Genomic DNA, 11,443 nt, shown 5'->3' with positions numbered 1-11,443 from the left:
CCTCTCCTCTCTCCCCCCGGGGGGGGGGCGGGCGGGCGGGGCCCGGCGGCGCCCGCGCCCCCCGCGCCGCCGCGGGGGGGGGCGGGGCGCGCGCGCGGGCCCCCCCCCCCCCGCCGGCCCCCCCCCCCCCCCCGCCGGGGGGGGGGGGGGGCGCCCCCCCCCCCCCCCCCGCCGCTCCGTGACCCTGAAGTGAGGTCAGGTCACGGCTCCCGCGACGTCCGGGTGTTCGTCCCCGAACTTCGTCGCGTCGTAGCTGGCGAGGTCGTCGGTGTCCTCGAAGACGTTCTCGGCGTCCTTGAGGGCGTTCACGAACACGCGGATCTCCTGCTCGACGGCGGTGTAACGGCTGTGCGCCGAGTCCCCGAAGGCGCCCGCCTGGGCGACGAGGTTCTTCACCGGGTCCCAGTTCTGCGAACCCGGCTTCAGCAGGGTCTGCAGAGTGCTGTCGAGCTTGAGGTCGGCCGACGGCCCCAGCGCCGAAGGCGTTTTGTTGATACCGCCGTCGACGCTCATCAGGTAATGGATGAGCTGTTCATAATGCGTTTTGTCGAACGAGGTGACCTCTTCGTTGTCGTCCGCCATTGTCACTCCTTCCGGTCCACGGCCTTAGGCCATGACACGTGCGCCCTGGTCGTCGCCGTCCTGGAACGTCTGGGCGACGTTGATCGAGGAGTTGGTGTGGGTGCCCAGCAGCGTCTTCATCTCGGCGTAGGACCGGTTCCAGGTGGTCTGCTGCTCCTCCCAGAGCGGCGTGGCCTTGCCCTGGCTGGCCTGGCTGATGCGGCTGAGGGTGGCGTTCAGGTCGCTCATGATCGTGTCCATGCGGGCGACGCTCGCGGACAGACCGGCGTTCACGTCGCCGTAGCCGCTGTGGTTGACCCAGAACTGATCGCTCATCGCAGTACTCCTCCTTGGGGGAACGACGGTCTTACTTGGCCTGGCCGGTGGCCGTGGCGCCGGTGGTGACGTTGACCTGACGCAGCGCCGTGGCCTTGTGGTTGAGGTCGTCGAGGTTGTGCACGCAGTTGTTGAAGTCGGTCATCCAGGTGCCCAGGTGCCCGGAGAGGAGCTGGCCCGAGTCGGACCGGTTCGCGCTGGTCAGCGCGTCCGTGTGCGACTGCACCTGGTTGTTGAGCTGGTTCATCTCGTTGATCGCGTCCTGGGTCTTGGTGATGATCTGGACCAGGTCCGGGTCGCTGAAGTGGAACGTCGAGGGGTCGAAGGCTCCGAACTGACCCGCCATGGGGTTCTCCTGTCGGTGAGAGGTCGTGCTGATCAGGTGGTACGCGTGCGGGAGGGGCGTGACTAGCCGGCATCACCTCCCGTCCCGAGGGCGTGGAGCACGGGTCCGGTGGGGAGCAGCGCCAGCAGGTCGGCCGGCACCGCGGTGGCGGAGGAGATCGGGTGGCCGAGGGCGGTCGCCGCGGCTTCGTCCTGGACGGGGAACCTGGTGCCGTCCTCGGTGACCAGGAAGAGCCCTGCGCCGGGCACTCCGGGGGCGGGCAGCGTACGGGCGAGCAGGCCGGCCCCCGGAGCGACGGTGATCTGGTCGGCGATCCGGTTCGCGGCCGGGTTCGCCTCGGCCGCCGCCGTGGGCACGGCGTTCGCGGCGACGGGCGCGCCGGGCACCGTGACGAGCGAGGTCGTGACGTGGGCTCCGCCCGGGACCGTCCGGACGCATGGCATCCGGCCGCCGCTCGTGGCGTCGAGGCGTGGCGGCGCGGCGGGCAGTCCCGCCTGCCAGTCCGGGGCGGGCAAGGCCCTGGTCGAGGCGAGGGCGGCGGGGCCGAGGTCGCGGGCGGTGGCGCGGCCGCCGGGGTAGGCCCTGGCGGTCGCGGGGTCGCCGAGGATGAGCGAGGCCGCGGTCTGGCTGATCGGCCGCAACCCGCCGGGGGCGAGCAGGTAGAACCGCCGGCTCCCGTCCGTACCGCGTGCGGCGAAGACCTCGCCGACTCTGGACGGCGATCCGTCGAGGGCCGGTCCGGGCGTCCCGAGGCCGGGCGTCGCCGGGGCGGGAAGGTCCGGCCCCGCGGGCAGGGTGTCGATCCAGGCGTCCCGCACGCCGATCGCGGCGTCGTCGGGCATCCCCAGGGAGCGCGTCACCCATGGTTCGGTGACCCGCAGCCGCCGGCCGTCCGCGACCAGGTACGTCGTGCCGTCCGGGGTCCGTACGAGCACCGCCTGCCCCGGTGGCAGCGGCCGTTCCCCCTCCGCCGGGCCGATGACGAGGGACAGCGCGGGGCGGGAGCCGATCGAACCGGCGCAGGCGAGCCACGGGGCGGCCGGCCCGGCCGGATCGGGCAGGGAGTCGGGGGCGCCGTCGATGCCGACCGGCCCGCCGCGCGGCATGTCCTTCAGCGCCTTCGTCGCCACGGTGCGTACGGCCGGCCTGGCGCCGAGGAGGAGCCGGGCGGAGGCGTAGTTGAGGACCGGGTGGAGACGCCCGCCCGCCAGGACGTACCGGGTGCCCGTCCCCCGGTCGAGGATCAGCGTGCCGGGCGCGCGCCAGCCCGCGGCGCTGCCGGGTGAGATCAGGGCGAACACCGCGAACCCGGTGACGGCCAGCGCGGCCACGAGCGCGCCGATGATCAGTCCTCCCCACGACCGGCGCAGCGGTGGAACGGCGAGGTCCGGCTCGGCGCGCAGCAGCGCGGAGACGAGCCGCCCGACCATGAACCCATGCGCGTTTACCTGGTCACGACGGTTGTGCATCACGTATCTCCGATCTCCGCCGAGGCCCCGGCCCGCTCACGCCCAGCCGGTGCGGGCCCGGGCGTAGAGGCCGGCGACGGCGAGCACGAGGGGGATGACCGCGATGGCGGTGGCGGTGTGGGACAGGTCCGCGATCCGCCCCCAGTGCGGCAGCACCCGCCGTCCCGGCAGCACCCGGGCGATGGCGAGCAGCGGGCCGGCGGCGAGCAGCAGCCCGGCCACGGCCGCCGGCCGTACGGCGGCGGGCTGGTCGAGGGTCAGGTCGACCAGGACGGCGGCCAGGCCGGCCACGCCGGGCACGAACACCGCGAGCCGGGCCCGTACGCCGAGCAGGTCACGGCCGTGCAGGAGCGACAGCACCGAGGCGACGACGGCGAGGGCCCGCGCGCTGACGCCCGGGGTCGTCCCGAGCACCAGCAGACAGCCGGCCGCGACGGCGCCGAGCCCGGCGTACAGCGACCCGATGTGCTCGTGCGCGCGGGCGGTGCGGTCGAGCACGACACGGCTGGGTTCGGGGTCGATGCCCTGCTGGAACTCGTCCGCGCTGGTCGGCAGCGGGACGATCCGCAGGCCGGCGAGCCTCGACGCGATGACCGGGACCGCGGCGCCGACCGCCAGCACGACCGCCAGCACGACCGCCGCCGCGCCGGCCGTGGTCACGACGCCGAGACAGACCAGGAGCCCGGCCAGGCCCATGAGGACGGACGCGAGCGCCGCCGCGACGAAGCCGGTGAGCGCGCCGCCCACCGCCGGCCTCGCGAGCGCGGCGACGGTGGCCGCCCACGCCCCCGCCGCCAGCAGACCGGACGCGCTGACCGGGCCGTCCCCGGCCACCGGCAGTACGAGTCCGGCCACGCCGGCGAAGGCGACCGACCCGCTCGCGAGCAGGATGCCGGCGGCGCGGTCGCCGAGCGCATGGGATGCGGCGGCCGCGCCGAGCAGCAGGACGAGACTCGCGGCACCGGCCACCAGGGCGGCCTCCGGTCCCGTACCGCTCAGTGGGGCGACCGCGGCCCCCAGCCCGAGCACCACGCCGACCAGCGCGAGCAGGAACCGGCGCGTGGTCTCGGGCCGCCACCGGTCGGTGCGCGCCGCCGTCGCCGTGGCCACGCCGTCGACCAGGTCGTCGAAGTCGACCGGCGGGAGCTGGTCGGCACGCGGTCGCAGCTGAAGGACGTCGCCGTCGCACAGCCCGAGCGCGGCCGTACCGAGGTCCTCGTCGAGCGGGAGGTCGCCCAGCCGCTGCAGCACCCATCCGTCGTGCGTGAAACCCGAGGTGGCCAGCTCGGGGTCGAGGTGATCCAGGAACGTCGGGAGCAGGTCGGCCACCGGCACGTGCGCGGGCACCGCCAGCTCGATCCGGGAGGCCGGACCGCAAATCATCAGCCGGCACATCTCGCCGGATCCCAGCGTCTGCGGAATTGACATGACCCAGATGACGGGACCCGGCCGTCGCGGGGTTCACTGGCGAGGTCCGTCCCGGGCGCTCGTGGCGGATGCGTCGATACACTCGACGCGGCTTCGCGCGAGAGGTCGGAGACGGGAACACATGCGGATACGGTTGCTGGGCCCGATCGAGCTTCGCGGCGATGACGGGACCCGTGTCGCGGTGTCCGGGCCGAAGCGCCGCGCCGTTCTGGCCCTGCTCTCGCTCGAACTCGGCCGGGCGGTGCCCCTGGGCCGGTTCTTCGAACTGCTGTGGGGCGACCTCCCGCCCGCACAGGCCCGGCCCGCGCTGCAGGGGCATGTCGCCGCGCTCCGCAAGGCCTTCGACGGGTCGTCGTTCACCCTGCTCACCCGCTCGCCCGGCTACGAGCTCACCGGCAGCGCGGACGCCGTCGACGCGCTGCGCTTCGACGCCCTCACCGCCCAGGCGGCCCGGCTCGACGACGCGGGCGCGGTGGCCGTGCTGGAGGAGGCGCTCGGGCTGTGGAACGGCTCGGCCCTCGCCGACCTGCCCGACACCGAGCTGCGCGCCGCGCTCGCCGACCGCCTCGACGGCGCCCGCACCCGCGCCATGCGCGACTGGGCCGAACGCCGGCTGCGCCTGGGCCAGGGACCGGTGGCGATCCCTGCGCTCGAACAGAACCTACGAGCGGACGGCCTCAACGAGCCGATGGCCGCGCTGCTCATGCGCTGTCTCCACCAGGCCGGCCGGACCGCCGACGCGGTCGCCGTCCACCAGCACACACAGGCCAGACTCGACGAGGACCTCGGCGTCCCGCCCGGACCCGTCCTCCAGGAGGCGCTCGCGTTCGTCACCGCCCGGGACCGCGAGCCCGTGTCGGGCCCAGCCGAAAAGGCGGCTCCTGCCTCGGCGGCGATCCCACGGGTCCGCGGCAGTGGGCTCCCCCGCCCCCCGGCCGGCTTCGTCGGACGGATCGAGGAGTCACGCTGGCTCGACCGCGAGTGCGGACCCGACCGGACGGGCGGCGGCCTGGCCGTCGTGGTCGGACCGGCGGGCGCGGGCAAGTCCGCCACCGTCATCCGCTGGGCGCACACCGCCACCTCCGGTTTCGCCGACGGCCACCTCTTCGCCGACCTGCGCGGCTTCGACCCGGCCGGCCCGGGCGATCCGGCCGAGGCCCTCGGCTCCTTCCTGCGGACGCTCGGCGTACCCGAGAACGCCATCCCCGAGGACCCCGGCGCCCGATGCGACCTGTTCCGTGAACAGACGCGAGAGCGCCGGCTGCTCGTGATCCTCGACGGCGCGCGCGCCGCCCAGGACGTCATGCCCCTGCTGCCGGCCGGGCCCGGCTGCGCCACCGTCATCACCAGCCGCAACCGGCTGGAGGACCTGCTCGTCACCGACGCCGCGGCCTCGCTGCAGCTCGGCGCCCTGCCCTCCGGCGACGCGCTCGGGCTGCTCCGGCGGCTGCTGACCGAAGACCGCGTGGCCGCCGAGGAGGAGGCCGCCGGACGCCTGGTCGAGCTGTGCGAGCGGCTCCCCCTGGCGCTCCGGATCGCCGCGGCGCGTCTGGTGGCCCGGCCGGCCTGGGCGCTCGCGGACCTGGTCGAGGAGCTGGCCGACGAGCGCAACCGGCTGCCGACCCTCGACACTCAGGGCGCCATGAGCGTTCGCGGCGCGCTCAGCATGACCCACCGCCACCTGCCGCTGCCGGCCGCACGGCTCCTCGCGCTGCTGGCCGTCCATCCGGGAACCGAGGTGGACCTGTCCTCCGCGGCGGCGCTGCTCGACGCGGACCTCCCCCGCGCCCGGCAGGCGCTGGGCTCGCTGGCCGCCTATCACCTGCTCACCGAGAGCGCGCCCGGCCGGTACGCCCGGCACGACCTGATCCGCCTGTACGGAGAGGAGCTCCTGTCCGAGCTGGGCGCCGGGACGCGCGCCGACGCGCTCGCCCGGCTGCTCGACCACCACCTGGCGGCGACCCACGCCGCCGTACGCCGGGTGCAGCCGTTCTACGCGGCGTCCCGGCCGCTCGCGTACGAGCCGCGCTCGCTCACGCCGACGCCCGACGTACGGTCGGCCCTGGCCTGGTTCCGCGCCCAGGAGCCGGTGATCCGCGGTCTGGTCGCCCTGGCGGCCGAGGGCGGCGAGCACGAACGCGCCTGGCGGCTCGCGTGGTCCGCCAACCCCCTCTACTACGGTGCGGGACAGCTCACCGACCGGCTGCGCTGTCTGCGGGCGGGGCTGCGCGCGGCCCGGCTCAGCGGTACCGCCCGCGCCCTCGCCGCGATGGAGGCGGCCACCGCGAGCGCGCTCAGCGGGAGCGGCCGCCTCACGGAGGCGCTGGAGCTCGTCGCCCGTGCGCTGGCGCGCACCGGGCCGGACGACGGTGACCTGTACGTCTATGTCCTGGGTGTGCAGGCCCTCGCCACGGGCCTCTCCGGCGACCTCACGACGGCCGGCCGGATCTCCGAGACGGCCCTCGACCTGATCCGTACGGGCGGCTTCCAGCAGCACGCGGACTCGGCGCTGAGCAACGCCGCCGCGCTGAAGGGCATGGCGGGCGAGGCCGAGGCGGCCCTGCGCTACGCGCGCGAGGCCCGCGAGCTGCTCAGCGAGCATCCCGCCGCCACGTTCGGGCTATCGGCCATGGTCAACGAGGCGCAGGCACTCCATGTCCTGGGCCGCTCGCGGGAGGCCGGAGAGGTCTGGCGCGAGGCGCTCGAACTCTGCCGGACGGTCGGCTCGCTGCAGATGCACGCGCTCGCCGAGCACCAGTACGCGCAGTTCAACCTGGAGCTCGGCCGGACCGATGACGCGATCCAGCATCTGCGGGCCGCGATCGAGCTGTACTCCTCCCGCGGTGAGTCCGCCCTGGCCGAACGCCTCGGCCGTCAGCTCTCGGCGCTCGAACACGGGTGAGGTGTTCTCCCGCCTCGCCCGTCACTCGTCCGTGGCGGTGCGGGGTACGGCCAGGCGCGTGGGCTCGATCCGGCCGCGCACGGTCGTCTCCCCGTGCGACCGCCAGCGGGCGGCCTCCGCCTCATCGGCCGCGTCCAGGGCGTCGCCCGAGGCCAGGACCCGTCCCGGGAACTCCTTGGCGAGTTCGCTCAGCCGGGCGGCCTCGTTGACCGGGTCGCCGATGACGGTGTACTCGAACCGTTTCTCGGCTCCGATGTGGCCCGCGACCGCTCCCCCGGCCGACACCCCGACCGCGGCGTGCACCTCGGGCACCTCACGTTCGAGCCGCCGGGCCAGCTCGCGGGCCGCGGACAGGGCGGCGGTACGGGCGTCCGGCAGGTCCACCGGAGCGCCGAAGACGGCCAGTGCCGCGTCGCCTTCGAACTTGTTGATCCAGCCGCCGTACCGGCCGACCACGCTGACGACGACCGCGAAGAAGTCGTTGAGGACCGAGACCACCTCCATGGGCGGTCGTGTGGCGGCCAGGCGGGTGGACCCGACGAGGTCCACGAAGATGACGGCGACCTGGCGGAGCTCGCCGCCCAGTTCGACGCCGCGTTCCAGAGCGATCCTGGCGACGTCCTCGCCGACCTGCCGGCCGAACAGGTCCTGCAGCCGCGCCCGCTCCCGCAACCCGGCGACCATGTGGTTGAAGCCCGCCTGCAACTGGCCGATCTCGCTGCCGTCATAGACCGGCACCTCGGCCCGCAGGTCCTGCCGTTCGACCCGGGCGAGGGCCCGGCGGAGCGAGTCGATCGGGTCGGCCATCGCTCGCGCGGCCAGAAGGGTGACCGACAGGCCGACGGCCAGGGCGATGCCGCCGAGGACCAGCATCACCCACATCAGCTGGCGCGCCGACACGTGTCCGGTGGCCGCCGCGACCCCGCCGGTGACGACCACTCCCAGAACCGGCACCCCGCTGCCCAGCACCCAGGCCAGGACGGAACGGCCGACCACGCTGGGCGTGCCCGCCCGCGACGGAACCTCCGTGCTCAGGACGTCGGCCACGGCCGCTCTGAAGATCCGCTCGGTCAGCAGGTAGACGATGGTGCAGGTGGTCAGCCCCGCGAGAAGGACGGTCAGGCCGAGCTTGAACGCCAGCAGCGGCGAGAAGAAGACATTGACGGCCGCCCAGCAGACGCTCGCCGCCCCCCACAGCGCGCCGTGCACCCGCATCATCCGCAGCGGGGCACGCAGCACCAGACGCTGCTCGTCCTCGTCCAGCGGCCGCTCGGTGCGGAACAACGCGCGGACGGGCGCGAAGGAACGCCCTCCCGCGCCGACGCCCACCAGGATCGCCGCCGACGCGTAGACGAAGAACAACACCTCGTTCAGCCCGCGGACCGAGTGCCCGGCCGGCCCGCCCGGATCGGGGATGACGACCACCGCCAGCAGGTACACCACCAGCGCGCCGCCGACGTTGGACAGGACGGCCGCCGGATACAGCAACCAGACCACGCGCCGCGCGATCTGGGCACGGCTCGCCCGCGGGGACCCGTCGAACAACCGCCGCAGCACGCCCGTCTCGGTCATGACCGACGACCCTACTGGCCGGTTCTCGTCCGGCCGCCCGTTGAGACGGAACGCCGGTGACAGCCGTGTCATTACTGATCGAGATTCGCCCGGCGACTCCGGAGGTACCGACGATGATCAACGGTGACTTACTCGCGATCGCTCCGACGACGCCGCAGGATCCGGACCGCGTCGGGCCCTTCCGGCTGGTCGGCCGGCTCGGCGCGAGCGGGATGGGCGTCGTCTACGCGGGGTTGGACGCCGGGGGCCGCCGTGCCGCGGTCAGGCCGGTCCGCCCCGAGCTCGCGTCCGACCCGGACTTCCGCCACCGGTTCTCCCGCGAGGTGTCGCTCCTGCACCGGGTGTCCGGCCGGTGCGTCGCCCGCGTCGTGGCGGCCGACCCGAGCGGCTCGCCGCCGTGGTTCGCCACCGAGTACGTCCCCGGACCGACGCTCGGGCGGCGCGTCGAACGCCTCGGGCCCCTGTCCGGGGACGAGTTGTACGGGCTGGCCGCCGGGCTGGCCGAGGCTCTCGTTTCCCTGCACTCGCGGGCGGTCGTACACCGTGACCTCAGACCGGCGAACCTGATCCTGGCCCCGGACGGGCCGAAGGTGGTGGACCTCGGCATCGCCCTCGACGAGACCTCGATGACCCGGACCGGTGTCAGCAGGGGCTCCCCGGGCTGGATCAGCCCCGAGCGCTGTCGCGGCGAGGAGGTCGGCCCGGCCGCCGACGTGTACGCCTGGGGGCTGATCGTCTGCTACGCGGCGACCGGCCGCCCGCCGTACGGCGACGGCCGCCCCGAGGTCGTCGCCGCACGCGTGCTGAACACCTCGCCCGACCTGGCCGGGGTCCCGGATCACCACCGGGAGACGGTCGAGCGGGCTCTGTCCACGGACCCGGACGACCGGCCGACCGCGCCGGAGCTGCTCGCGGTCCTCACCGCGCCGCTCGGCCGCGGTGACCCGGTGAGGGTCGCGACGAGATTCCTCGACCGCACCTGGGTCATGCCGCCCGTGCACGACGATCCCGCCTGGACGGTGCCCGTACGCCGTACGCCGCGGGAGAAGGCGTACCTGGCCGGCGGCGGGACCGCCCTGGCGGTGGCGACCGTCCTGGCCGCCGCCCTGCTCGGCTACCTGCCCTCCCATGTGTTCGGCGCGCACGCGCCGGCGCCGTCCGGGGCGAAGCCGCCGACCGGCGACCAGGCTCCGCCGGTGTCGGACTCCGGGCCGGTCACCTCCGGGATCGGTGGGAAGTGCCTGGACGTGAGAGGCGGCGGCAGGACGAACGGCACGGCGGTGCGGACACACGCCTGCGACTCCACCGGCGCGCAGGTGTGGACTCTGCCCGGCGACAGGACGCTGAGGGCGTTCGGGAAGTGCCTGGACGTGTCGAACGGCGGCACGGCGGACGGCACCAGGATCCAGCTGTACGGCTGCAACGGCTCCGCCGCCCAGCAGTGGATCTACGGCGCGCCCACCGGGTCACTGACCAACGTCAGGTCGGGGAAGTGCCTGGACGTCACCGGCAGCGACCCGGCCGACGACACCCGGCTGCAGATCTACTCCTGCAACGGGACCGCCGCCCAGCGGTGGACGCTGCCGAACTGACGGTCGCACGGACCGTGGTCAGCGGATGCCGATCGTCAGCCGCACCGGGCCCCGCGCGACCCAGCCCCTCCCCCAGTCGATGTCGAAGACGTCCCAGTCGGGGATCTCGTCCAGGACCCGGTTGAGCCAGATCGCCATTTCGAGTCGCGCCAGGTTGATGCCCAGGCAGTGGTGCATGCCGAAACCGAAGCCGAGATGGGAGCGCGGCGTACGGCGGACGTCCAGGACGTCGGGGTTCTCCCACCGCGCCGGGTCCCTGTTCGCCGCGCCCTGCAACACCAGAATCGTCTCGCCGTCCGGGATCCGCACTCCCGAGATCAGTCCTTTTCCATCGCGCGCCACCCGCCAGCCGACGTGGATCACCGACATCCAGCGGTGGATCTCCTCCAGAGCACGCGGAATGAGGTCGCGGTTCTCCCGCAGAAGGCGTCGCTGATCCGGGAATCGCGCCAGCGCGTACAACGTCGTCGCCATGAGTTTGGCGGTCGTCTCGTTGCCGGCGAACACCAGCTGCGCGGCCGAGGCCGTCATCTCCTGGGCGGTCATCTTGTCCGACAGCGGCGAGTCGACCATCTGGCTGACGAGGTCGGCGGGACAGCCCGACTTACGGCCCCAGGACATCATGGCGCCGAGGTACTCGTTGAGGGCGGCGGTGGCCTCCATGCCCAGGCGCAGGTTCTCAGCGCCCTGCGGGCTGGCGTCCGTCGCCCCCTCGGCGGCCTTGACCATGCCATCGCTCCAGTCGCTGAACTGCGGATGATCCGTCGTCGGAATGCCGAGCAGACGGGCGATGACCAGGGTGGGGACCGGCCGGGTCATCTCCGCCACCATGTCGACCCGCTCGCCCGAACGCAGGCGTTCGGCCACCGTCCCCAGGCACGTGTCGACCACCTCGGTGATCATGTCCCGCTGTGGGGCGATGCCGCGCCGGGTGAAGTTCTCCGCCCAGATGCTGCGGGTCTCGTCGTGGCGGTCGACGTCCATGCTCATGATCGTTTCGCCGCCGAACATCGAGCGGAAGAACTCCGGCGGAGAGAAGTACGCGTGGGAGTCCGAGAACACCGTCAGGCACTCGTCGTAGTGCGAGACGATGTACTGCTGAAGGTCCTCGTGATAGACGACCCGGCCTAATTCCTGCAAAGCGTGCAGCGACGGATAAGGGTCGTCGATAAAGCCTTGTTGCTGGAAGTCGACCCTGGTCCCGGGTACGTCCATCGCGAGCTCCCTTCGTGACCCC

Annotated in this window: 9 protein-coding genes; 2 read left to right on the top strand and 7 right to left on the bottom strand. The window is 73.6% G+C overall.

The features are described 5' to 3' along the window. Window positions 1–195 precede the first annotated feature (195 nt). The 5 genes from QWU11_RS44505 to eccD form a co-directional block, all read right to left on the bottom strand. The gene (locus QWU11_RS44505; protein ID WP_290120649.1) at window positions 196–582 is read right to left on the bottom strand and encodes a hypothetical protein; all 387 of its coding nucleotides are present in this window, start codon (window positions 580–582) and stop codon (window positions 196–198) included. 24 nt (window positions 583–606) lie between these two features. Beyond that, entirely contained in the window at window positions 607–897 is a 291-nt protein-coding gene (locus QWU11_RS44500) for a hypothetical protein (RefSeq protein WP_290120648.1), read from the bottom strand. A gap of 31 nt (window positions 898–928) precedes the next feature. Beyond that, window positions 929–1,243, bottom strand: coding sequence for a hypothetical protein (locus QWU11_RS44495; protein WP_290120647.1), 315 nt, complete (start codon window positions 1,241–1,243; stop codon window positions 929–931). Between the two features lie 62 nt (window positions 1,244–1,305). After that, entirely contained in the window at window positions 1,306–2,712 is a 1,407-nt protein-coding gene (gene eccB / locus QWU11_RS44490) for a type VII secretion protein EccB (protein ID WP_290120646.1), read from the bottom strand. 36 nt (window positions 2,713–2,748) lie between these two features. Further along, complete coding sequence (gene eccD, locus QWU11_RS44485) at window positions 2,749–4,140, bottom strand: type VII secretion integral membrane protein EccD (protein WP_290120645.1); 1,392 nt, start codon at window positions 4,138–4,140, stop codon at window positions 2,749–2,751. 121 nt (window positions 4,141–4,261) lie between these two features. Here eccD and QWU11_RS44480 point away from each other — a divergent pair, with 121 nt between their 5' ends. Further along, window positions 4,262–7,042, top strand: a complete 2,781-nt coding sequence (locus QWU11_RS44480; RefSeq protein ID WP_290120644.1) for a BTAD domain-containing putative transcriptional regulator — start codon at window positions 4,262–4,264, stop codon at window positions 7,040–7,042. A 21-nt stretch (window positions 7,043–7,063) separates the two neighbouring features. Here the strand turns inward: QWU11_RS44480 and QWU11_RS44475 are convergent, their stop codons facing one another. Continuing rightward, window positions 7,064–8,614, bottom strand: coding sequence for an adenylate/guanylate cyclase domain-containing protein (locus QWU11_RS44475; RefSeq protein ID WP_290120643.1), 1,551 nt, complete (start codon window positions 8,612–8,614; stop codon window positions 7,064–7,066). Between the two features lie 113 nt (window positions 8,615–8,727). Here QWU11_RS44475 and QWU11_RS44470 point away from each other — a divergent pair, with 113 nt between their 5' ends. After that, complete coding sequence (locus QWU11_RS44470) at window positions 8,728–10,206, top strand: ricin-type beta-trefoil lectin domain protein (RefSeq protein ID WP_290120642.1); 1,479 nt, start codon at window positions 8,728–8,730, stop codon at window positions 10,204–10,206. Between the two features lie 18 nt (window positions 10,207–10,224). Here QWU11_RS44470 and QWU11_RS44465 read toward each other — a convergent pair whose 3' ends face one another. Then, complete coding sequence (locus tag QWU11_RS44465) at window positions 10,225–11,421, bottom strand: cytochrome P450 (protein ID WP_290120641.1); 1,197 nt, start codon at window positions 11,419–11,421, stop codon at window positions 10,225–10,227. Window positions 11,422–11,443 lie beyond the last annotated feature (22 nt).

This window comes from Actinomadura sp. DC4, from assembly GCF_030406325.1.
Taxonomy (GTDB): Bacteria; Actinomycetota; Actinomycetes; order Streptosporangiales; family Streptosporangiaceae; genus Actinoallomurus.
This window is presented reverse-complemented; position numbering and strand designations above follow the sequence as displayed.

Excerpts from the sequence above, each read along its gene's own strand:
- QWU11_RS44505 (WP_290120649.1), bottom strand. The coding sequence starts at position 582 with ATGGCGGACGACAACGAAGAGGTCACCTCGTTCGACAAAACGCATTAT.
- QWU11_RS44500 (WP_290120648.1), bottom strand. The coding sequence starts at position 897 with ATGAGCGATCAGTTCTGGGTCAACCACAGCGGCTACGGCGACGTGAAC.
- QWU11_RS44495 (WP_290120647.1), bottom strand. The coding sequence starts at position 1,243 with ATGGCGGGTCAGTTCGGAGCCTTCGACCCCTCGACGTTCCACTTCAGC.
- eccB (WP_290120646.1), bottom strand. The coding sequence starts at position 2,712 with ATGCACAACCGTCGTGACCAGGTAAACGCGCATGGGTTCATGGTCGGG.
- eccD (WP_290120645.1), bottom strand. The coding sequence starts at position 4,140 with ATGTCAATTCCGCAGACGCTGGGATCCGGCGAGATGTGCCGGCTGATG.
- QWU11_RS44480 (WP_290120644.1), top strand. The coding sequence starts at position 4,262 with ATGCGGATACGGTTGCTGGGCCCGATCGAGCTTCGCGGCGATGACGGG.
- QWU11_RS44475 (WP_290120643.1), bottom strand. The coding sequence starts at position 8,614 with ATGACCGAGACGGGCGTGCTGCGGCGGTTGTTCGACGGGTCCCCGCGG.
- QWU11_RS44470 (WP_290120642.1), top strand. The coding sequence starts at position 8,728 with ATGATCAACGGTGACTTACTCGCGATCGCTCCGACGACGCCGCAGGAT.
- QWU11_RS44465 (WP_290120641.1), bottom strand. The coding sequence starts at position 11,421 with ATGGACGTACCCGGGACCAGGGTCGACTTCCAGCAACAAGGCTTTATC.